The sequence below is a fragment of the Kocuria sp. PD6 genome (assembly GCF_031844145.1).
GTDB classification, from domain to species: domain Bacteria; phylum Actinomycetota; class Actinomycetes; order Actinomycetales; family Micrococcaceae; genus Kocuria; species Kocuria marina.
On the sequence record NZ_JAUZUS010000009.1, the window covers coordinates 50,989 to 72,024 of the forward strand.

Genomic DNA, 21,036 nt, shown 5'->3' on the forward strand with positions numbered 1-21,036 from the left:
CCGGTGCCGCGCGTTCCCTTGGGATCGCGACGGCACAGGGGCTTCGCGTTGCGCGGGGGCCGTCATGTGCCGCCTCTCACGGGGCGGCCTCGACCGGTGTGACGTCGGCGAGCCGCCACCCCCGCGGGGTGTGGGTCACCGAGATCCGCAGGGTCTGCAGGGCCTCGTCCCCCTGCCGGGTCACGTGGGAGCCCGTGGGTAACTCGCCGTGCCAGCCCCGCGTCCGAACCTCGGCGTCGTAGGTGCGAGTGCGGGCCGCCTCGGCGGGCGTGAGACCCGACCCGGCGCGGGGCCGCTGTTCGGTCAACCGGGCGACGTCCATGCTCACACCGGACAAGGCCGTGAATCCCGATCCCGAGATGTCCTGGGCCTTCGCGCGCCGGATCAGGTCCCGATCCCGCGCGGCGAGTCCCGAATCCGCGACGTACACTTCCGCGAGGGCCGTCTCGTCCCCGGCCGCGAGCGCCGCCGCGCGGGCGGACACGAGGCCTTCGACGGCCCTTCGCGCCTCACCGTCCTTGTCCTGCATGGTCTCTCCTGGCGCGGTGGCCGATCGCTCGGTGGCTTCCCTGGACGCCCCCGCAGCGTCCGGCACGGGGGTCGCCCCAGGGGACCGCGAGCTCGTTCCGGAGGGTGTCCCGGCGGCCGCATCCGGGGGCGAGGACGCCGTCCCCGCCTCGGCTGCCGACGTCGCACCGGATTCGGCGGGCCTGGCGACGGGCCCGCCAGCGTCCCACGCGAGGAATCCCCACGCCAGGGCCGCTGCACCCAGGACTCCGGCGGCCGCGAGCCACGCCCTGCGCCGCACGGACGTGTCCACCCCGGCCACGGCGACGCCGCCCGGACTCATCCGAATCCGACGCGGGGGAACGGGGCGCAGGGGCACGAGGCGGCGGGGCCGCACCACGGTGCCGTCCGCGCGGATGACCTCCGGGGTCATGCGTTCGGGTGGCCGGCCGACCGGTTTGCTCCTCGGTGCGGAGGCCGAGAAACCCGCGGCGAGTTCCTGCGCGGAGGGGCGCGCGGCGGGGTCGTCAGCCAGGGCGGCTTCGAGCATCAGCACGAGGTGACGCGGCGCGGCGGGACACATGAGCGTCAACGGCACCCGGTGCGACTCGGGGCCGGGATGGCGGCCCGTGAGCGCGAGCCACCCCAGCACGCCCAGGGCATGCACGTCCTGCACCGCGGTGTATGCATCCTCCGCGGGGCCGAGCGCCACCCCGGGGTGCGCGGGCCGATCCGCGACACCCCATGGCACGGGCCCCACCGAGCTGCCCGCGGGAACGCCGTAGCCGTCCACGAGCGCGCGCTCGTCCAGCGTGAGGAGGACGTGATGCGCCGCGAGGTCCCCGTGCACCCAGCCACGCTCGTGCAGGTGCGAAAGCGCACGAGCGACCGCCGCGAGAACCGGCGCGGTGTCCTCCGGCCGCAACCGTCCCCGGTCGCGCATGGTGTCCTCAAGGGTCTTGCCGCGAACGTGGTCCGCCACGAGCGCCCGGGATGCGCCGTCCCCGCCGAGGGTCGCGCGCACGCTCACGAGCTCGGGATGCGGTGACTCCGCCCATGCCTCGACGAGGGCGGCGATCTGCTCCTCGCCGGCCCGCCGGTGTTCTCGGTCCTCGGTCACGACGAACGTGACGGTGTACTTCTCATGTGTCGTGCGTTCCCGGGCCAGCCACGTGCGGGACCCACCGCCCTCCCCGAGCTTTTCCACGAGTTCGAGACCGTCGCGCTCGACCGTCTCGGCGGCCGGATCGCTCATCGACTCGGGCGACTCCGCTCGGTCGGCGGGCTGCACACGGTGGGCGGGTACCGAATGGCCGGCGGATACCGCACTAGCGGAGGGGACCGCACCCGGGGCCGCCGCGGCGTCGTCGTACCCCTCGCGGCCGTGACGACGCCGCTCACCCGCGCGCACGGCCCGCACGCGGTCCCGCGCGCTGTGCCCACGCGACGGCGCGGACGCGTCACGGGTCCTGGACGGCGCCTCGAGCTGCTCCGGTTCCTGCTCTGCGTTCATGACCCCACTGTGCCGGGAAACACGGCGGCCCGCTCGCGTTATCCACAGACGGGCGGAAGGGATAGGCTGGCGGAATGGCTCTGCACTTCGAACGCATCGGTCTGGCACCGGACTTCGTGAACTACCGCGAGTGCTTGGACCTGCAGCGGGAGGTCCATGGCGAGGTCGTGGCCGGAACCCGCGGCAACACGGTGCTGATGGTGGAACACGAACCCGTCTACACCGCCGGGCGCCGCACCGAGAAGCACGAGTACCCGTGGGACGGCACGGACGTGGTCCCGATCGGCCGGGGCGGGAAACTGACCTACCACGGCCCCGGGATGCTCGTGGGTTATCCCATCGTGCGCTTGCCGATCCCCTTGGACGTGGTGCGCTTCGTACGTGTCCTGGAAGAGGTCATCATCGCCGTGGTCCGCGACTTCGGCGTGCCCGCGACCACCGTGGAGGGCCGGTCCGGTGCGTGGGTGCTCGCGGACGAGCGGGGCCCCGATCGCAAGATCTCGGCAATCGGTGTGCAGGTCTCCAAGCGTGCGACGATGCATGGTTTCGCCTTGAACTGCTCGAACGACCTGCGCCCGTTCGGCAAGATCATCCCGTGCGGGATCACGGACGCTGGCGTGACCTCGATCAGCCAGGAGACCGGGAATCGGATCGACCCGGCGGACGTTGTGCAGCGTATGGAGCAGGAACTCGCGGCCCGTGAGGCGGACCTGTGCGTCGCCTTCGAACCCGATGTCCCGGCACCGCCCGTGCGACTGCCGCACACGGGTGACTCCCGAGCGAGGGACGCCACACCCACCGCGGTGTCCTGACCGGGCCACAGCCACCGCACGAATCGCGGATCGTCGAGAACAGACCCCTGAGAACGGCCCGACCCGCTCATCCGCGTGGACCGGGCCCCGCCAGCGCCACCAGCGAGGAGTACTCATGACCATCGCCCCCGAAGGCCGCAAACTGCTGCGCGTCGAGGCACGCAACGCCGAGGTGCCCATCGAGAAGAAGCCCTCGTGGTTGAAGAACACCGCCAAGATGGGACCCCAGTTCACGGAACTGAAGTCCATGGCCCGGGGTCGCGGGCTGCACACGGTGTGCGAGGAAGCAGGGTGTCCCAACATCTACGAGTGCTGGGAGGACCGTGAGGCCACGTTCCTGATCGGCGGGGACACGTGCACGCGCCGCTGCGACTTCTGCGACATCGCCACGGGCAAGCCGGGCATGGTGGACGTCGCCGAGCCTCGCAAGGTCGCCGAGTCCGTGCGTGACCTGGGACTGCGCTACGCGACCGTGACCTCGGTGGCCCGTGACGACCTCGCGGACGGCGGCGCATGGCTCAACGCCGAGACCATTCGCGCGATCCACGCCCTGAACCCGAGCACGGGTGTGGAGATCCTGATCCCCGACTTCAAGGGTCAGCCGGACGCCCTGCAGCAGGTCATCGACGCCCAGCCCGAGGTCTTCGCGCACAACCTGGAGACCGTCCCCCGCATCTTCCGCCAGATTCGTCCCGCGTTCGCGTACGAACGGTCCCTGGACGTCCTGACCCAGGGCAAGGAGAACGGGATGATCGTGAAGTCCAACCTGATCCTCGGCATGGGCGAGACCGACGACGAGGTCTACGAGGCGCTGTGCGACCTGCACGACGCCGGCTGCGACATCATCACCCTCACCCAGTACCTGCGCCCCGGCCCCACGTTCCACCCGATCGACCGCTGGGTGAAGCCGGAAACCTTCGTGGAGCTGTCCAAGCAGGCCGAGGAGATCGGCTTCCTGGGCGTGATGGCTGGGCCCATGGTGCGTTCCAGCTACCGCGCGGGCAAGCTGTGGGCACGCGCCATGAAGAAGATGGGCCGCGAGATCCCCGAGCACCTGTCCCACATCGACGACTCGGGTTCCGCGAGCCAGGAAGCTTCCTCCCTGCTGGCCCGCCTGGGCTGACGCCCGCATCAACACCGCTCCGCGGACGACGCCGCCCGCTTCCGGGCGGCGTCGTCCGTTCCGGGTGCCGCGCGGGACCCGGGAGGGCTTCCCTACGGACGAGACGCCGCGTCGACGGGCCTCAGCGGATAGAATGGCGGAGATCCCCTGTGTCAGCGAGTGCGAGGAAGAACTGTGTCACCAGCCACGTCCACCAAGGCCAAGGCCGCCGAACGCGACCGTAAGCGCGAGGAGAAGCGCCAGCGCAAGGCCGCCAAGGGCCCGGGCATCTTCGCGCAGATGAAGCAGGTCTTCCAGATGACTCGCGAGCGCGAACCGAACATCCTGTGGTGGATGATCCTGCTCGGCCTAGGCGTGCTGCTCGTGTTCCTGCTCATCGGTGTGCTACTCGGCAACTGGATCACGTGGTTGCTCATCGGCATCCCGTTCGCGGTGCTCGCCGCCGTGATCCTGCTGTCACGGCGGGCCGAGAAAGCCGCATTCTCGCGCATTGAGGGACAACCCGGTGCCGCGGGGGCCGCGCTGTCCACCCTCAAGCGCGGGTGGATCGTGGAGGAGGAACCCGCCGCGATGGATCCCAAGTCCAAGGACCTGCTGTTCCGCGCCGTGGGCCGCCCCGGTGTCGTGTTCATCACCGAGGGCCCGGTCAACCGCGTGGACAAGCTCGTGAAGAAGGAACGCCGCCGCATCGGCCCGGTGATCCAGAACGTCCCCATCCACGTGCTCAAGTCCGGCAACGGCGAGAACCAGATCCCCCTGAGCAAGCTCACCAAGGAGATGAAGCGCCTGGAGAACAAGCTCACCAAGCAAGAAGTTCAGGTGGTCCACCGCCGGATGAACACCCTGAAGAACAAGCTGCCGATCCCCAAGGGCGTGGATCCCATGCGTGCGCGCCCAGATCGTAAGTCCATGCGCGGTCGCTGAACCAGCGCCCGCGGGCCGTGGGGCGATCCTGCTGATCAGCGCACGCGCACCAGGACGGTGTCGACCGCGCGATCGTGCAGACCCCGTTGGTCCTCGTCCGCGATCAGCGCGGGGATCACCAGACACAACAGCAGCGTGCGAAGGGCCGCTCTGCCGAAACCGGCGGGGCGGCCCTTCATCGTCTGGACCTGCAACCCCATGATCCAGTGCCCCGGGGTGCGCCCGAAGAACCCGACCATGAGCACGCTGATCACGAAGAACACCACGAGGTTCATCAGCCCCGACCCGTTCCACTGCGCCAGGAACAGCCCCGCGAGAACCACCGCAAGCACCCAGTCGATCACCAGGGCCACCAGGCGCGCAGGGAAGCGAGCGATCGAGCCCGGCCCCTCAGCGGGGCGACCCAGACGACGACCGGGGTACGGCTGGCTTCCCTGGGGGGCGCCGTCGAGCCACGCGCCCATGTCCTGGCGAGAAATCATGACTTCACCCTAACGGGCCGACGTGGGAGCTCGCGCACCCGCCGGTAGACTGGGGCTCGTACTGACCGGTCGGCGAGCCCTCCGTGCATCACGCTCCGGGCGTTACACGGACGAAACATTCGTGTCATGGACGGGCAACGCCAGGTTCCTACGCTGGACATCAGAACCGAACGACCGCGGTGGTCCCTGCCACCGCGGCCTCGATCGGACGCCCACACAGAAGGAGAACAGGTCCATGTTCCAATCAGCCGAAGAAGTGCTCGCGTTCCTCAAGGACGAAGAGGTCATCTTCGTCGATCTGCGTTTCACGGACATGCCCGGTGTGCAGCAGCACTTCAACCTCCCGGCCAAGGCGGTGGACGAGGACTTCTTCACGGACGGGCAGTTGTTCGACGGTTCCTCCATCCGTGGTTTCCAGGGCATCGCCGAGTCCGATATGCAGCTGATCCCGGACCCCCAGTCCGCGTTCGTGGACCCCTTCCGGCTCGAGAAGACGCTCGTGGTCACGTGCTCGATCGTGAACCCGCGCACCGGCGAGCCCTACCACCGCGACCCGCGCGGTGTGGCCGAGCGCGCCGAGGCGTACCTGGCCTCCACCGGTATCGCGGACACCGCGAACTTCGCGTCCGAAGCCGAGTTCTTCGTCTTCGAGGACGCCCGCTTTCAGGTCTCCCCCGAGCACACCTTCTACCGGATCGACTCGGATGAAGCCTCCTGGAACAGCGGCCGTGAGGAAGAGGGCGGCAACCTCGCGAACAAGACCCCCGTGAAGGGCGGCTACTTCCCCGTGTCCCCCGTGGACAAGCAGGCGGACCTGCGCGACGCCATGTGCGTGGCCCTGGACGAGGTGGGCCTTGAGGTCGAGCGCTCCCACCACGAGGTCGGTGCCGCGGGTCAGGCGGAGATCAACTACAAGTTCTCCACGCTGACCGCCGCCGCGGACGACCTGCTCAAGTTCAAGTACGTGATCAAAAACACCGCGGACTCGTTCGGCAAGACCGTCACGTTCATGCCCAAGCCCGTCTTCAACGACAACGGCTCGGGGATGCACTGCCACCAGTCGCTGTGGAAGGGCGGGGAGCCGCTGTTCTACGACGAGAAGGGTTATGCGGGCCTGTCGGACGTGGCGCGCTGGTACATCGGCGGCCTGCTGGAGCACTCCTCCGCGGTGCTCGCGTTCACCAACCCCACCGTGAACTCCTACCGCCGCCTGGTCAAGGGCTTCGAGGCCCCCGTGAACATGGTCTACTCGCAGGGCAACCGCTCCGCGGGCATCCGGATCCCCATCACGGGCACCAACCCCAAGGCCAAGCGCCTGGAGTTCCGCGCCCCGGACCCCTCGTGCAACCCGTACCTCGCGTTCGCCGCGCAGCTGATGGCCGGGCTGGACGGGATCCGCAACCGCATCGAGCCGGCGGACCCCATCGACAAGGACCTCTACGAGCTGCCCCCGGAGGAGGCCAAGGACATCAAGAAGGCCCCGGGCACCCTGTCGGAGGCGCTCGAGGCCCTCGAGGCGGACCACGAGTTCCTGCTCGCCGGTGACGTGTTCACCGAGGACCTGATCGAGACCTGGATCGAGTACAAGCGTGAGGTCGAGCTCAAGCCGCTCTCTGTGGTCCCCCACCCGCTGGAGTTCCAGATGTACTTCGGCGTCTGATTCCCCACTCCACACCAACGCGGCCCCGCTCCTCGTGAGCGGGGCCGCGTTCGCGTCACAGCACGGGCGACGTCGCCCGCTCGCCACGTGGGGGCCGCGCCACACGCCGGGTGGCCGGGTCCAGTAGCCACAGGTAGATGCCGTACGTCAGGGCCACGAGCGCGGCGATGACCCGCGCCGCGAAGAGGTTCAGGTCCAGGTAGGGGAACACGTCCAGCTGGTCCGCCACGGCGTAGACCATGAAGAACGCGGTCACGAAGAACAGCACGTCCACCTGCCAGTCGTCGCGGATCCCGGAGATCGCGAACAACGGGATGAGCCACACCACGTACCATGCCTGGATGATGGGGGCCAGCAGCACGAACGCGGCGAGCGCCCACGCGAGCCGGCGGAACAGTTTGGCATCCCGCCCCACGAACATCAGCACGACCACCACCGCGGCGGAGAGCACCGTCCCGGTCGTGTGCACGGCGTCCATCCACGCGGAGCCGTTGAACCCCCACGAGCTGCCCACGAGCTGCGCGAACAACCCCAGCAGTCCGATCGGCGCGTACCAGATGTACACGGTGCCCGGTGTAGAGACCGCGGAGACCCACCCGAAACCGAAGCCGTTGACGAATCCCATGAGCGCCAACAAGGCCACGGAGTAGGCCAGCGTGAGGGCCCAGATCGCGAACCGGCGCGGCCATGACGCACCGCGCCCGGCCCAGAGCAGGCCCACGAACGGCAGGAAGATCAGTGTGATGGGCTTGATCGCCACAGACAGGGTCACAAGGGTCGTGCCCGCGATCCCACCCTTCCAGTTGCGGTGCATTGCCGCCACGTAGGTCCCGATCAGGGCCAGGGCCAGCATGATCGCGTCGTTGTGGGCGGCCACCACGAAGTTCGTGAGGAACAGCGGATTGGCCACCGATAGCCACATGGCCCGCCGCGGATTGACGCCGTGCAGCCGGGCCAGGCGCGGGATGACCCACATGCACGCGATCACGGACACCACGCACAAGGCCCGAAACAGCAGCACGGAGGCGTCCGGGTCCGCACCGGTCACGAGGACCACGAGCTGTTCGAGCCACAGGAACACCGGGCCGTACGGGGGCGGGGATTCCGCCCATAACTGGTCCGCGCCCAGTTGGAAGAAGTTGTCGATCGTGGAGACCCCGGACTCGTACGGGTTCAACCCGTTCGCCATCACGCGGCCCTGCCCGATGTACGAGTACACATCCCGACTGAACAACGGGATGCTCACGAGCATGGGCGCCGCCCACGCCGCGATCGAGATCAGCACCCAGCGGGCGCTCTCCGGTCCCCACGGTCTGAGTTTCTGGCCCAGGCGCAGCCACTGCCGCACCAGGAGCATGGCTCCGAGGGCGAGCATCACGACCGAGACCACCACGCCCACGGTCTCGAAGCGCATCCACATGATCAGCGGGATGCGCCGCAGCGAGGACACGCTCGCGAGCCATCCCACGCCCAGGGAGCCGAACAGCAACATGAGCGAGCCCAGCGAGCCCATCACCACGGTGCGGGTCAATGACGCCGAGGCCGTCGCGTCCCGTCCCGGGGCTGCGTCCCGTCCGGTTCCGGGGAGCGTCGGGTGACGTTCCGTCCTGGACGTGATGCGCACTACGGTCCTCCCGGTGCTTCCGCGGTGGCCGCAGATGAGGGGTCTGGGAATCGTCCGCCGCGGCGCGCGGTGCGCGGGGGCGGCGTCGGGGTGATCCTACCGTGCGACGTCGTAAGCCAACCGGATGCCCGGGGCGAGGCGGCGTCGCGGGGGTGCCCGCACGACGCGATAGATTGGAGGGCGTGACGACTGCAAACCGGAGAATAGTGTGGATCGACTGCGAGATGACGGGGCTGTCCCTGTCCGATGACGCGTTGATCGAGGTGGCCGCGCTCGTGACCGACGACGAGCTCAACGTGCTGGGCAGTGGCGTGGACGTGGTCATCAAACCCCCGCAGGCCGCGCTGGATCAGATGTCTTCTTTCGTGCGGAACATGCACGAGACATCCGGGCTGCTGCCGGAGCTCGAGAACGGAATGGACATGGCGCAGGCGCAGGACGCGGTGCTGGACTACATCCGCAAATGGGTCCCCGAACCGGGCAAGGCGCCGCTGGGTGGTAACTCCGTGGGGACGGACAAGACGTTCCTCACGCGGGACATGCCGCAACTCGTGGATCACCTGCACTACCGGGTCATCGACGTCTCCACGATCAAGGAGCTCGCGCGGCGCTGGTACCCGCGCGCGTACTTCCAGGCGCCCGAGAAGACGGGCAATCACCGTGCGCTCGGCGACATCGAGGACTCGATCGACGAGCTGCGATACTACCGCCACATCCTCTTCCCCGGCGATCCCGGTCCCACCTCCGACGACGCCCGCAAGATCGCCGCGCTCATCAAGGCCTCCCCGACCCGCTCGGGTTCCTGACCGGGACCTGACGCGTTCAGGCGCTCGATGCGGAAATCCGCCCGGGCGTGCGCTATAGTGGTCGTCGTTGCCCGGAGGGATCGAACGGTTCTTCCACGGGTTCAATGGTGGGCGTAGCTCAGTCGGCAGAGCGCCTGGTTGTGGTCCAGGAGGTCGCGGGTTCAACCCCCGTCGCTCACCCCATGCACGAGGTGCGAACATCGATCGGTGTACCGGTCGGGGTTCGCACCTCGTTCTCGTTGCCGGGCCAGTCCTGCATGACCTCGACCGCCCGCTTCCCAGCGGCCCGTCCGGCCTGACCACTCCCACCGCTGCGGCCATCCCCGCCACCCCGACCGCCCGCGCCCGTCGTCCAAATGCACAGTGAAGGAAAAGCAGCCTGGCGCGCGAATATCTGTTCTAACTCAGTAAAAGCACAGCCGGGGGTGCTCCTATGTTCTGAGTCAAACCGCGAGGGTGGTTGGTTCGGGGCTGGGGGTAGGTGCCATTGCGGAGCATCACGTAGATGACGTTGCAGCGACGGCGGGCGAGGCAGATGACGGCGGCGTGGTGTCGGTTTCTCTCGGCGCGCTTCCGGTCGTAGTAGGCCTTGGAGATCGGATCTGAGTCCGAGGCGACCCACGCGGAGTGGAACAGCGCGTTCTTCAGGCGTTTGTTGCCGGCTCACGCGGGGAACTCGCTCCTGATCGAGGTCCCTGATCTTCGCGTGACCGGCGCGACGCCGGCGCAGGCTGCGAGATGGCCTGCGTCTCGAATGCGGAGCCATTGCCGATGGCCAGGAGGATCTGGGCGGCGGTCTTGATGCCGATCCCCGGCATGCTCATCAAGACCCCGGCGAGAGAGAAGTCCTCCAGCATAGCCTCGACCTCTCCGGCTACGGTCGCGCGTTGTTCCTTCAGCTCCTTGACCGGCCCGACCACCCTCGGGATCACCAACTCCACGGCCGCGGTCGCTGGAACGACCACGGTCTGCTCGCTGAGCGCCGTGAAGATCCGATCGACCAGCACCTCCGGGTCAGCGGGATGGATCTGTGTGAGCAGAGACCGGATCCGGTTCAGTGCCCGGGTGGTCTCGTGGGCGAGGTCCGCGGCCTTTCGCATCGTCAACCCGGGTAGGTAGGCCACCGCGCAGCCGACGTCGCGAGCGACTGCGATGGGCAGGGCTCCGATGGTGTTGGGCTGATCGACGACCATCAGCACGTCGCCGTGCTCCTGCAGGTGTGTGAAGAGGTCGCGCAGCTGGGCCTCGTCCTGCGGGAGGGGCTTGTCGAAGAGCCTGTTCCCCGTCGGGGTCCAGCGCGCAGGCATGATGCCCGGTCTTCCCCACGTCCAGGCCGATCACGGCCGCGAATCCGGCGTTCATGATGTCGTCCTCATTGAACGCATCACTGCTGGTCGCAGTCTTGAGACCCGATGCCGGCACCCACGTTACGAAGAGACCTCAGAGAAGCTGGGCCGTGTCCCTATGAGCGGTCAATGCGTGTCTCTCGACCGGGCGGCAACACCCCCGGACCATGGATGGCTGGGCAGACAAGCCATACCCCGTCGAGCACCAAACCCCCGGCGATCGGGGGTACTCACAACGTAACTGGCGGGCACCACGAAGCCCCTCCTACCTCCGAGCGCACCGCGAGGTGGGAGGGGCTTCCTCCATCTTTCTTAGAACCGGAACGGAATGGGGATGGGCCCGCAGCAGCAGACTCCGCTCACATCGCCGCGGCCCGCGGGGCCGAGCATGAGGGCCGCCCGGTAGCAGGCCACGAAACGGAGCATCGTGGGGATGATCCCTCGGATCACGCCGTACTGCGCAATGATGCCGCGCACCGCCGCGGAGCAGGACTGCCCGCCCCGTGCCACGAGGTGGGCGCACGTGAATCCTTTACGCGGTGAGAGGTGGCGCTGGTATCCGCGGATGAGACGATCGACCCCACGGCGGGGTGCACTGGCTACTCGAAGCAGTACGTCAGACAAGGGCGACCGGCTCCTCCTCCCATGAGCATGGCCGTGGTGTGCACAGGGTCATGGCTTGAGGACCACCTTGATGCAGCCGTCCTTCTTCTCCTGGAAGATCTTGTACATCTCCGGCGCGTCCTCCAAGGACACGTGGTGGGTGGCCAGTGACTCGAGGCCGAGGACGTCGTCCGGGCGGCTCGCGATCTCCAGCAGCTCATCGGTCCAGTGGCGCACGTGGCACTGGCCCATGCGCATGCTGATGCCCTTGTCGAACATCTCCATCATGGGCATGGGATCCGCCATTCCGCCGTACACGCCGGACACCGAGACTGTGCCCGCGCGGCGCACGCTGTGGATCGCGGTGTGCAACGCATCCAACCGGTCGATACCGGCCGTCTCGATGGCCTTGCGCCCGAGCGGCTTGGGCAGTCGCGCCGCGCCGGCGACGATCTTCTCCGCGATGGGGTTGCCGTGCGCTTCCATGCCCACGGCATCCAGGACGCCGTCGGGGCCGCGCCCGTCCGTCATGTCGACGAGCGTGTCGGAGACCTCGTCCACCTCCCGCATGTCCACGGTCTCGATCCCCCAGCTCTTGGCCAGGGCGAGGCGCTCGTCCACACGGTCTACGGCGATGATTCGCTTGACGCCCTGCAGCTTGGCCGAACGCACCGCGAGCTGGCCCACGGGTCCGAGGCCCAGCACCGCGAGGGTGTCCTCCTCCCCCACGTTCGCGTACTTCACGCCCTGCCACGCGGTGGGCAGGATGTCGCTGAGGTAGAGGAAACGCTCGTCGTCGAAGTCCTTGGGCAGTTTCACGGGGCCGAAGTCCGCGTGCGGGACGCGCACCATTTCCGCCTGGCCTCCGGGGACCGACCCGTAGAGGGAGGAAAAACCGAACAGCGCGGCGCCCGTTCCCATCTCGCGGACCTGGGTGGTCTCGCACGCGGCGTACAGCCCGCGGTCGCACATCCAGCAGTGACCGCACGCGATCACGAACGGGACGACCACGCGGTCACCGGGTGCGAGGTTGCTGACCTCCGGTCCCACTTCTTCCACGATGCCCATGAACTCGTGACCCATCACGTAGTCCTTCTGCAGGTACGGGCCCAGCACGCCGTAGAGGTGCAGGTCCGAACCGCAGATCGCGGTGGACGTGACCCGCACGATGGCGTCGGTGGGGTCCTGCAGAACGGGATCCGGGACGTTTTCGACCCGGACGTCGCCGAGTCCTTGCCATGTGAGTGCTCGCATTCACCCAGTAAAGCACGATCACTCCGCCCGGGCACCACCCCTACAGGGGGGGGTCGAACCTGGGCGGCGCACCGCGTAGCGTGTCCCGTATGACCGCATCGCATCAGGTTGCCCTCGTGGCCGGAGCCTCCCGTGGACTGGGGCTGCTCGTGGCCAAGGAACTTCTCTCGCGTGATTTCGACGTCGCCGTGTGCGCTCGCGACGCCGCCGAGCTGGCCCGCGCGCGCGAGATGCTGTCCCCGTTCGGCACGGTGCGCGACTACGTGTGCGACGTCGCCGAGGCGGACCAGGTCGAGGCCTTGGTGCGGGACGTGGAGCGTGATCTGGGACCGGTGGACGTGCTCATCACGGTCGCCGGGATCATCCAGGTGGGCTCGGTGGAGGGTGTCACGGTGGAGCAGTTTCGGGACGCCGTGACCACCATGACCATGGGTCCCGTGCACACCGCGCTCGCGGTGTTGCCCGGGATGCGCGAGCGTGGCCGTGGCCGGATCGGCACGATCGCGTCCGTGGGCGGACTGGTCTCCGTGCCGCACCTGTTGCCGTACTGCACGGCCAAGTTCGGCGCGGTGGGGTTCAGCGAGGGTCTCGCGGCGTCCCTGTCGGGGACCGGCGTCACCGCCACGAGCATCGACCCCGGCCTCATGCGCACGGGATCGCACGAGCGCGCCTACTTCACGGGCGAGTCGCAGAACGAGTACGCGTGGTTCGCGCCGTCCGCGTCCCTGCCGGTGTTGTCCATGAACGCCGACCGCGCGGCCCGCTCGATCGTGGACGGCGTTCTCGCGGGACGCCCGATCGTGCTGCTGGGGTGGTTGCCCAAGGTCGCCCAGCGGGTCCGGGGTATCGCCCCCGGGCTCACGATTCGCGCGTTGGGCGTGGTGAACCGGGTGCTCCCGTCCGCGTCCCCCCAGCAGACGGATCTCGTGGTGGGGGCCACCGCCAAGCAGCGCCTGGGATCCCGCGTGGTCAACGCCCTGAGCACGCTCGGCAGCAAGGCCGCACAGCGCAACAACGAGCGCTGAACGAACCGCGGTCGTCCGGCTCGCCGGTGCCGCCCCGTGCCGGACGACGGCGCGCGCGGTGGCAGCATGCAGCGGCAGCGCCCGGCGGCGTGGTTCGCGACGGCTGTGCAGCATGGCGTGACGCGCCCTCACCACCCGGGTCAGCGCCGTCGCACCCTCATCCCTCGGTACACGATGCCCAGCGCCAGCACGAGGACGCCGCCCGCCACGGACGCGATCGGGAGCGTGACCACGAGGACCACGCACAGCACCGTGCCCAGGACGGACACCGCGCGCGGGTAGCGGCGATGCGGCCCGGTCTGCGTGAGCGCACTGAGGTTGGCCACGAGGTAGTACAGCAGCACCCCGAACGACGAGAAGCCCACCACCCCGCGCACGTCCATGGTGAACACCGCGATCACGACCACCGCTGCCACCACGATTTCGATGCGGCGCGGGACGCCGTGGCGCTCGTCGAGCACGGCGAGGGGCGCGGGCAGATCCGCCGTGCGGGCCATGGCCAGGCCGGTCCGACCGATCCCCGCCGTGAGCCCCAGCAGCGCCCCGAGCGTGGCGGCAGCGGCCGCAATCGTGACCACAACCGTGGTCCACGGCCAGTCGGCGACCGCGGCGAGGTCCGCGAGCGGCGTCGTCGTACGGGACAGGGCCTCGGGACCGAGGACGTGCAGCGAGAGCACCGCGAGTACGCCGTAGATCACGAGGACCGCGCTCAGGGAGATGACGATGGCCCGAGGGATGATCCGGGCGGGATCGCGCACTTCCTCCCCCATGGTGGCGATGCGTGCGTACCCGGCGAAAGCGAAGAACAGGAGTCCCCCGGCTTGCAGGACGCCGTACGCCCCGCCCGGCGGTGCCGCACCGAAGGTTGATGCGGCGGGGCCGGACCCGGCGAAGAGCCCGGCCACGAGGACCACGGCCAGGCCCGCGAGCACGATACCCACGAGCACCTTGGTGGCCGAAGCAGTGCGCGTCACGCCGAAGCAGTTGACCGCGACCACACCGAGCACCGCGAGAGCAGCGACGGGCCGTTGCCAGGGCTCGGGGACCACATAGGCGGCGAACGTCATGGCCATGGCCGCGCAGCTCGCGGTCTTACCGGTGAGGAAACACCACCCGGCGAAGAACCCCGGCCAGGGGCCGAGGCGCTCGCGACCGTAGACGTAACTACCGCCGGCCACGGGGTACTGGGCGGCCAGCTGGGCCGAGGACAGTGCGTTGCACAGTGCGACGACCGCGGCCAGCACGAGGGCCAGCGGTAACCAGGCGCCCGCGGAGGCCGCAGCGGGGGCGAACACCACGAAAATGCCGGCGCCGATCATGGAACCGAGCCCGAGGGTCACGGCGTCCGTCAGGCCAAGTCTGCGGTGCATGGCGGAAGGATTCGTCACGAGGCTCCCGGGTTTCACATCACGTACCCGTGACACACCAATGGGCGGGCCGCCTATCGCGTCCCGCCCACGGTGGTGTCATGTGCACTTGTCTGTCGTGGCTCTCGAAGGTGGCCTAGAAGACGGGTTTGCCGCCGGTCACACCGATCACTGTGCCGGAGACGTAGGACGCCTCCGCCGGGCTGGCCAGGAACACGAACGCCCCGGCCATCTCGGAGGGCTGTCCCGCGCGGCCGAGCGGGGTGTCCGACCCGAACTGAGGCATGCTCTCGCCGGCCTTGGTCGCGGGCTGCAACGGGGTCCAGATGGGTCCGGGGGCCACGGCGTTGACGCGGATCCCCTTCTCCCCCAGCTCGCTGGCCAGGTTGACCGTGAAGTTGTTGATCGCAGCCTTGGTGGAGGCGTAGTCGATCAAGTTCTCGGACGGGTCGTAGGCCTGGATGGAGCTCACGTTGATGATCGAGGAACCACTCTCAAGGTACTGCAGCGCCTGCTGGGAGACCCAGAACAGGGCGTACAGGTTGGTCTTGAAGACGCGGTCCATCTCCTCGGTCTTCAGACCCTGCAGACCGCCGTCACGGCGGGCCCACTGGAAGCCCGCGTTATTGACGAGGATGTCCAGGCCGCCGAGCTGCTCGGCGGCGTCGTCCACGACCTGACGGGCGGTGGCTTCCTCGCGCAGGTCCGCGGGCAGCAGGACGGCCTTGCGACCGGCCTTCTCGATCCACTGCTTGGTGTCCTGCGCGTCCGATTCCTCGTCCGAGAGGTAGTTGATGGCCACGTCCGCGCCCTCACGGGCGAACGCGATGGCCACCGCGCGGCCGATGCCGGAGTCGCCACCGGTCACGAGGGCCTTGAGACCCTCGAGGCGACCGCGGCCCACCCAGTTCTCCTCACCGTGGTCCGGGAAGGGCTGCATGCCCGTGGACAGGCCGGGCGGGGTCTGTTCCTGCTTGGGGAAACCGCCCTCTTCACCGGCGAGTTCCCGTGCTTTCCTGGCTGCTGCGTACTTGTCTTCGGTCATGTGTCCATTGTGCCCCGCCGTGCCCCGGGCTGTCGCGCACCCGAAAGGATGAAACCGCTGGTCGGTCCCGGATGACGCTGCGGGTCAGACCGCGGTTGTGCGCTGCTGCTGACCCGTGGGATCCATCCCGTGCTGGACGCCCCACAACACGGCCTGACTGCGTCGCTCCACGCCCATTTTGCGGTAGGCGGAACGGATGTAGGACTTCACCGAGTTGATGCTGAGGTAGCAGTGCCGGGCGATTTCGTCATTGGTGAACCCCTGGGTGATCAGCGCGATCACCTCCGCCTCACGCGCGGAGAGCCCCTCGGGCCGGCCGGGCCAGTCCGGCAAGGTGATGTCCTCCCGCACTGGTTCGGGGGCCACCACGCGCTCCCCCTCGTGCACGCGCACGAGGGCGTCCGCGAGTTCGTCCCCGGTGAGCTCCTTGGAGAGATAACCGTGTATGCCCAGATCGAGTGCTTCGTCAACGTGCTCGGCGCTCACGTGCCACGTGTACATCACGACCTTGAGGCAGTGGGGGTCATCCAGTAGGCGCATCACGTCATGGGTGCCACGGTCCTTCGCGGCGAACGCGTCATAGAGCACCAGGTCCGCGTCCGTGTGCGGCAGACACCCGGAATCGAGTTCCACGACCCGCAGGCGCGGATGACCCTGCAGCATACTCGCCACACCCTGGAGGACCACGGGATAGTCGTTGATCAGGGCCAGGGTGATGACAGGGCGTTCGGAACTCACACCCCGAGCATAATCGTATGCTCACGCATCATCGGTCGAACCCTGTTCGAAGACGTGCCAGTCCTCCCCCGCGCGTGTCAAGACCCCCAAGTTGCGGAGTTCCCGCAGCCACCCCTCCATGGGGTCGAACCCCCACGTACGGCGGAAGAGGTTGGCGTTGCGGGCGATCGCCGCGGCGTGCTGGACGGGCGGTGACTGGGTCGGGTGGTACTGGTGGTACGCGGCGGCTCCGCCGAGCCACCACAGGCTCCCCCCGCTCGCGGCCAGGCGCTGACCGAAATCCGTGTCCTCGCCCCCGTAGCCCACGTAGCGCTCGTCGAATCCGGCCGCCGCGTGCCACGTCCGTACCGTGGTCGCCATCGTCAGCGACCACAGCATCCGGGGGTCGCCCTCGACCAGTTCCCCGGGCTCCGGCAGCACGCGGGCGGCGTGATCCCGTCCCGCGCGGGCGACGCCCTCGGGCGTGTAATCGGCCTCGGTCATCCCCTCCGGGAGGTACTGCACGCGCCCGCTCACCACGGCGCGCTGGTCTGCGACCCGCTCGAGGGCGCGCGTGTAATCGGCCATCAGGTCACGGTGGGGAAGGCAGTCCACGTCCAGTAGCACCACGGTGTCCGCGCCCAGCTGCTCCGCGCGTGCCACGCCGGCATTGCGCGCGGCGGCCAACGGCAGTTCGACGGCAGGCGGCAGTTCCACGAGGTCGGTGGGCAGTTCCGGCCGTTGCTCGAGCACTCCGCGGATCCCGGGATCGCCCATGCTCACGACCACATGGGTGATCGGGGGTTCGCTCTGCGCGGCCACCCAGTCCCGTTGCCGCCGCAGGTGGGTGTGCCGTCCGCTCACGATCGTGATCAGGGCAGCGGCCGTCACGACGGGACCCCGTGCAGCAGGTCCTCGAGCGCGCGCGCCGCACGGTATGCGCCGTCGCCATGGCGCCACGCGTCCCAGCGGGAGCCGCCGAGTTGCCGGGCACGTGCGAGCAACCGGGGCCACGCGGCGGCGTCGGGCCAGTGCTGCAGGCCCACGCAGATTCCCGCGCGCTCGAGCGCGGCGGCCGTGGCGGCTTGCTCGTCGTGCGGTCGCGGCTGGGCGACGACGACGGCGCGCGAGTGCGCCGCGGACAGCTCCGCCACGGCGTTGTTGCCCCCGTGGGAGACGACGACGTCCGCCTCGTGCAGTTCGCGCCACAGGTCCGGGGAGGGGTTCTCCGGCGAGCGCACGGTCCACGACCACCCGGGGGTCGCCGCGCGAGCCGCCTCGATCTCGGTGTCCCCCACGTCGGTCCCGCCGCGGCCCCACACCACCAGGACGCGTTGGCCGCCGACGTCGCTCGCGCCGCTCCCGCTCGCACCTCGCGTCGCGGTGCGCGCACCGGGAGCTGGCTCGCCGGAAGAGTACGCGCCCGGAACGTGCTCGGCGGAGGAGCCCGGCACCCGCACGGGGACGTCGAAGCGGGAGATGGCCCCCGTGAACGTGGTCTTACGGGTCCATTCCTCGGGCCAATAGGTCTCCGCGGTCTCCCGGGACCACGGCGCGATCAGAGCGGTCGCGGCGTCGTACGCCGCACGGTGGGTGCGATCGGTGCGATCCCCCCGCATGGCCATGACCACGGTGGGCACACCCATCAGACGCGCGAGCAGAGTGACCTCCGCGGAGGTGTCCGTGACCATGAGTTCCACATCCGAGCGCAGGCGCTGCGCCATAAGACCCATGCGTTCCCGGTACCCGGGATGCTCGAGAGGCGCCCAGTGCAGCACGTCGTTGGCGGTGGGGTCCACGGGGTCCTGGGCGACGTCCGGGGGCAGCTGGACCCACTCGCCGGGCCACGCCTCCGGGCGCTCCAGGGAACTGAACCCCGTCACGGGCACCGTGAGTTCCCGGGCGATCTGGGTGGCCCGGTTGCGGTGGCCCAGACCCTGGTGGTGGATGTAGTACCCAATCACGCGCTCACCAGTTCCCGGTAGAGCGCGGCGTAGGCGTCCACGGTGACGTTGAGGGAACAGTGCTCGAGCGCGTAGTGGCGCACCCTGGTGCGGTCCAGGGCCACGACGCGGGGCAGCTCCGCGACCGCGGACGCCACCGTCTCCACCTCGCTCGCCCCGGGCTGGGACGTGTGCCCACCGGGATCGCGCACGATCTCGCTCAGGCCGCCGCGGGCCACCGCGAGCACGGGCGTGCCGCACGCCATGGCCTCCGCGGCCACGAGGCCGTAGGGCTCCTCCCATGCGGGCGTCACGAGGCTCGCGGCGCTATTGCCCACCAGGGTGCGCAGCTGCTGCGTGTCCAGGTGACCCACGTAGGTGATGTCCTCGTTGAGCAACGGCTTCAGCCGCGCCTCGAAGTAGTGCCGATCCGCGATGGGCCCGGCGATCCGCAGTTTCCACCCGGCCATGCTCGCGATCAGCGCCGCGATGTGCGGGGCCTTCTCCGGGACCACGCGCCCGGACCACACGAGGGCATCCCCGCCGGGTCCCGGTCGCCACTCGTGCGGGTCCACGCCGTTGCGGATCACGCGGGCGGGCGTGACCTTGCTCCACATCTGGGCCACCGAATCGCTCACGGCCACCGTGGGTGCCGTGGGCGTGAGACGCAGCGCGGGTTCGAGCCACGGGGTGGCCGGGGTGTGAAGGGTGGTCAACAGGGGTTGCGGGATGGCCGGGGACATCACGATGGGCAGGAAGTGCAGCGAATTGTTGTGCACCACGTCGATGTCCGGGCGGCGTGCGAAGTCCCGCATGACCTGCAGGTACGAGAAGGTCTCCCGCACCTGCGCCTCCGGTGGCATGGCGACGTCGTTGCGCGCCTCGTCGCTGAGCACGAGCGGTTCCACGTCCAGTTCCTCGACCCCGAGCTCGGGGTCGGAACCCGGCGCAGCGAAGACCACCACCTCCATCCCGCGGCACTTGAGCCCGCGGGCCAGGTGCCATGTGAAGGACTCGAGACCCCCGGAGAACGGCGGGGCGATCGGGAACCGGTCATGCGCGAGCAGTGCCACCTTCATGCGGCGTCCCCTTTCCCGGCCTCCCGGACCACGACGGCGCGGCGGTAGACCTCGGCGTGGGCTGCGGCGATGCGACGTCGTTGTTGGGTGCGTTCCAAGGCGCTCGCCTGCCAGGGCGCGTTCCCGCGCAGACCCGCGAGCGCTTCCCGGATCTGATCGGCGTCCGGCTGACCGTCCCGGTCCCAGTCGAAGCGCAGCACACCCGGATGCTGCTCGTGGTAGAACCCCACGGACGGCGCCAGGACATGGGTGCCCAGGTCGTAGCACAGTTCGAGCCACCCGGAATGGGTGCCGAAGCGGTACGCGAGCACCGAGAGATCGAGCCCGCGCAGGTACTCCCACAACTGCTCGTCGGTGTAGAACTCGTGGACGTTGACCTGAACGTTGAGTGTCCGACGCGCGGTCTCCAGTAGGTGACTCACCACGGGGTCGTGGTGCGGGGCGCCCCGGGTGACCACGTCTGTGTGGACGTCGAGCTGCAACCGGATCTCCCCGCGGGACGCGCATTCGAGCAGCACGCGCGCCACCGGCAGGGGGTTCATGTTCGCCCGCATGCTCTTGAAGTTGAGTCCCACCACGGGTACGGATCCCACGGGCGCGTGATCGCGCCACCGGTCTAGCGGGAGCAGGTGCGGGTGCGGGATGACCGTGGCCCGGCGGCCCCAGCGCCGCTCGATCACGCGTGCGGCGCCGTCGGTCAGGGTAATCAGTTCGTCGGCGGCCGGAATCAGCACGTCCAGGGCGGCGTCCTGGGCGGCGGGGTCCGTCTGGTGGGGGTTGCGCAGATCGTGCACCGTATAGACGAACGGTTTGCCCAGCTCGTGCAGGGTGTCCACGATCCGTCGCAGCTCCGCGGGTGAGGTCTGGTCGAACCCGAAGTGCAGGTGGTAGATGTCGAACTCGTGTGCGTGCCGCCGGATCCAGGCCTCGCTCAGCATCACGAGGGGCCACCACGGAGCTCCGGGGACCGGGTGTGCGGGCGCGGGGTCCGGCAACCGGTGGACGGGCTGCACGGCGCCGGGGTCACTGAGGTGCTCGACGTACACGTGACCGTGGGGTAGGGACGCGACCCTCACTCGATGTGACCTCCTGCGCAGAACTGACGTGAACGGATGGGACGCCCGCTGGCTGTGCGGACCGGGAACGGCGCGGGATCCGGTGCCTGAGCCGATTGTGTGCACGGCCCCCGGCGACGATACACACATT

At 69.0% G+C, this 21,036-nt stretch carries 18 protein-coding genes, 1 tRNA gene and 1 pseudogene; 7 read left to right on the forward strand and 13 right to left on the reverse strand.

Annotated features, from left to right (window positions below; genetic code table 11):
• Window positions 1-76: 76 nt before the first annotated feature.
• Window positions 77-2,020, reverse strand: a complete 1,944-nt coding sequence (locus Q9R22_RS09710; protein WP_131333065.1) for a protein kinase domain-containing protein — start codon at window positions 2,018-2,020, stop codon at window positions 77-79.
• Window positions 2,021-2,094: 74 nt separating this feature from the next.
• Here Q9R22_RS09710 and lipB point away from each other — a divergent pair, with 74 nt between their 5' ends.
• The 3 genes from lipB (at window position 2,095) to Q9R22_RS09725 (ending at window position 4,879) form a co-directional block, all read left to right on the forward strand.
• Complete coding sequence (gene lipB / locus Q9R22_RS09715; protein ID WP_064845172.1) at window positions 2,095-2,832, forward strand: lipoyl(octanoyl) transferase LipB; 738 nt, start codon at window positions 2,095-2,097, stop codon at window positions 2,830-2,832.
• Between the two features lie 115 nt (window positions 2,833-2,947).
• Window positions 2,948-3,955 (forward strand): lipoyl synthase, encoded by a 1,008-nt coding sequence (gene lipA / locus Q9R22_RS09720; RefSeq protein ID WP_064845171.1) that lies wholly within the window; start codon window positions 2,948-2,950, stop codon window positions 3,953-3,955.
• A 174-nt stretch (window positions 3,956-4,129) separates the two neighbouring features.
• Window positions 4,130-4,879 carry a DUF4191 domain-containing protein gene (locus Q9R22_RS09725; RefSeq protein ID WP_131333066.1) on the forward strand — a complete coding sequence of 250 codons (750 nt, stop codon included), beginning with the start codon at window positions 4,130-4,132 and terminating at the stop codon, window positions 4,877-4,879.
• A 35-nt stretch (window positions 4,880-4,914) separates the two neighbouring features.
• Here Q9R22_RS09725 and Q9R22_RS09730 read toward each other — a convergent pair whose 3' ends face one another.
• Window positions 4,915-5,361: an RDD family protein gene (locus tag Q9R22_RS09730; RefSeq protein WP_131333067.1), complete on the reverse strand. Its 447-nt coding sequence runs from the start codon at window positions 5,359-5,361 to the stop codon at window positions 4,915-4,917.
• Window positions 5,362-5,596: 235 nt separating this feature from the next.
• Here Q9R22_RS09730 and glnA point away from each other — a divergent pair, with 235 nt between their 5' ends.
• A complete protein-coding gene (gene glnA, locus Q9R22_RS09735; RefSeq protein ID WP_131333068.1) occupies window positions 5,597-7,021 on the forward strand; it encodes a type I glutamate--ammonia ligase in 1,425 nt (474 codons plus the stop codon).
• Between the two features lie 55 nt (window positions 7,022-7,076).
• On the opposite strand, the gene mptB is transcribed toward glnA, so the two are convergent.
• On the reverse strand, window positions 7,077-8,552 hold the full coding sequence (gene mptB / locus Q9R22_RS09740) for a polyprenol phosphomannose-dependent alpha 1,6 mannosyltransferase MptB (protein WP_311254183.1): 1,476 nt from the start codon (window positions 8,550-8,552) through the stop codon (window positions 7,077-7,079).
• Between the two features lie 275 nt (window positions 8,553-8,827).
• Between mptB and orn the strand changes: the two genes are divergently transcribed.
• Window positions 8,828-9,451 carry an oligoribonuclease gene (gene orn / locus Q9R22_RS09745; protein ID WP_098054541.1) on the forward strand — a complete coding sequence of 208 codons (624 nt, stop codon included), beginning with the start codon at window positions 8,828-8,830 and terminating at the stop codon, window positions 9,449-9,451.
• Between the two features lie 107 nt (window positions 9,452-9,558).
• Window positions 9,559-9,634 (forward strand) — tRNA-His (locus Q9R22_RS09750).
• 216 nt (window positions 9,635-9,850) lie between these two features.
• On the opposite strand, the pseudogene Q9R22_RS09755 reads toward Q9R22_RS09750, so the two are convergent.
• The 3 genes and pseudogenes from Q9R22_RS09755 to Q9R22_RS09765 form a co-directional block, all read right to left on the reverse strand.
• Window positions 9,851-10,813: pseudogene (locus Q9R22_RS09755) on the reverse strand (transposase).
• A 296-nt stretch (window positions 10,814-11,109) separates the two neighbouring features.
• Entirely contained in the window at window positions 11,110-11,421 is a 312-nt protein-coding gene (yidD, locus tag Q9R22_RS09760) for a membrane protein insertion efficiency factor YidD (protein ID WP_242670432.1), read from the reverse strand.
• A 48-nt stretch (window positions 11,422-11,469) separates the two neighbouring features.
• Entirely contained in the window at window positions 11,470-12,654 is a 1,185-nt protein-coding gene (locus tag Q9R22_RS09765; RefSeq protein WP_098054543.1) for a zinc-dependent alcohol dehydrogenase, read from the reverse strand.
• 89 nt (window positions 12,655-12,743) lie between these two features.
• Here Q9R22_RS09765 and Q9R22_RS09770 point away from each other — a divergent pair, with 89 nt between their 5' ends.
• Window positions 12,744-13,679, forward strand: a complete 936-nt coding sequence (locus Q9R22_RS09770; protein ID WP_131333070.1) for an SDR family oxidoreductase — start codon at window positions 12,744-12,746, stop codon at window positions 13,677-13,679.
• 140 nt (window positions 13,680-13,819) lie between these two features.
• Here the strand turns inward: Q9R22_RS09770 and Q9R22_RS09775 are convergent, their stop codons facing one another.
• The 7 genes from Q9R22_RS09775 to Q9R22_RS09805 form a co-directional block, all read right to left on the reverse strand.
• Window positions 13,820-15,067: an APC family permease gene (locus Q9R22_RS09775; RefSeq protein ID WP_131333071.1), complete on the reverse strand. Its 1,248-nt coding sequence runs from the start codon at window positions 15,065-15,067 to the stop codon at window positions 13,820-13,822.
• 115 nt (window positions 15,068-15,182) lie between these two features.
• Window positions 15,183-16,091, reverse strand: coding sequence for an SDR family oxidoreductase (locus Q9R22_RS09780; protein ID WP_131333072.1), 909 nt, complete (start codon window positions 16,089-16,091; stop codon window positions 15,183-15,185).
• 84 nt (window positions 16,092-16,175) lie between these two features.
• Entirely contained in the window at window positions 16,176-16,829 is a 654-nt protein-coding gene (locus tag Q9R22_RS09785; protein WP_131333073.1) for a response regulator transcription factor, read from the reverse strand.
• 21 nt (window positions 16,830-16,850) lie between these two features.
• Window positions 16,851-17,699 (reverse strand): glycosyltransferase family 2 protein, encoded by an 849-nt coding sequence (locus Q9R22_RS09790; RefSeq protein WP_131333074.1) that lies wholly within the window; start codon window positions 17,697-17,699, stop codon window positions 16,851-16,853.
• Window positions 17,696-18,772: a glycosyltransferase gene (locus Q9R22_RS09795; protein WP_131333075.1), complete on the reverse strand. Its 1,077-nt coding sequence runs from the start codon at window positions 18,770-18,772 to the stop codon at window positions 17,696-17,698. The genes Q9R22_RS09790 and Q9R22_RS09795 overlap by 4 nt, the downstream gene beginning before the upstream one ends.
• The gene (locus Q9R22_RS09800; protein WP_131333076.1) at window positions 18,769-19,830 is read right to left on the reverse strand and encodes a glycosyltransferase; all 1,062 of its coding nucleotides are present in this window, start codon (window positions 19,828-19,830) and stop codon (window positions 18,769-18,771) included. The genes Q9R22_RS09795 and Q9R22_RS09800 overlap by 4 nt, the downstream gene beginning before the upstream one ends.
• Window positions 19,827-21,035 carry a glycosyltransferase gene (locus tag Q9R22_RS09805; RefSeq protein WP_131333077.1) on the reverse strand — a complete coding sequence of 403 codons (1,209 nt, stop codon included), beginning with the start codon at window positions 21,033-21,035 and terminating at the stop codon, window positions 19,827-19,829. Before Q9R22_RS09805 ends, Q9R22_RS09800 begins: the two co-directional genes overlap by 4 nt.
• Between the last annotated feature and the right edge of the window lies 1 nt (window position 21,036).

Excerpts from the sequence above, each read along its gene's own strand:
- Q9R22_RS09710 (WP_131333065.1), bottom strand. The coding sequence starts at position 2,020 with ATGAACGCAGAGCAGGAACCGGAGCAGCTCGAGGCGCCGTCCAGGACC.
- Q9R22_RS09805 (WP_131333077.1), bottom strand. The coding sequence starts at position 21,035 with ATGTGTGTATCGTCGCCGGGGGCCGTGCACACAATCGGCTCAGGCACC.
- lipB (WP_064845172.1), top strand. The coding sequence starts at position 2,095 with ATGGCTCTGCACTTCGAACGCATCGGTCTGGCACCGGACTTCGTGAAC.
- Q9R22_RS09765 (WP_098054543.1), bottom strand. The coding sequence starts at position 12,654 with ATGCGAGCACTCACATGGCAAGGACTCGGCGACGTCCGGGTCGAAAAC.
- glnA (WP_131333068.1), top strand. The coding sequence starts at position 5,597 with ATGTTCCAATCAGCCGAAGAAGTGCTCGCGTTCCTCAAGGACGAAGAG.
- lipA (WP_064845171.1), top strand. The coding sequence starts at position 2,948 with ATGACCATCGCCCCCGAAGGCCGCAAACTGCTGCGCGTCGAGGCACGC.
- Q9R22_RS09780 (WP_131333072.1), bottom strand. The coding sequence starts at position 16,091 with ATGACCGAAGACAAGTACGCAGCAGCCAGGAAAGCACGGGAACTCGCC.
- Q9R22_RS09770 (WP_131333070.1), top strand. The coding sequence starts at position 12,744 with ATGACCGCATCGCATCAGGTTGCCCTCGTGGCCGGAGCCTCCCGTGGA.
- Q9R22_RS09730 (WP_131333067.1), bottom strand. The coding sequence starts at position 5,361 with ATGATTTCTCGCCAGGACATGGGCGCGTGGCTCGACGGCGCCCCCCAG.
- Q9R22_RS09800 (WP_131333076.1), bottom strand. The coding sequence starts at position 19,830 with ATGAAGGTGGCACTGCTCGCGCATGACCGGTTCCCGATCGCCCCGCCG.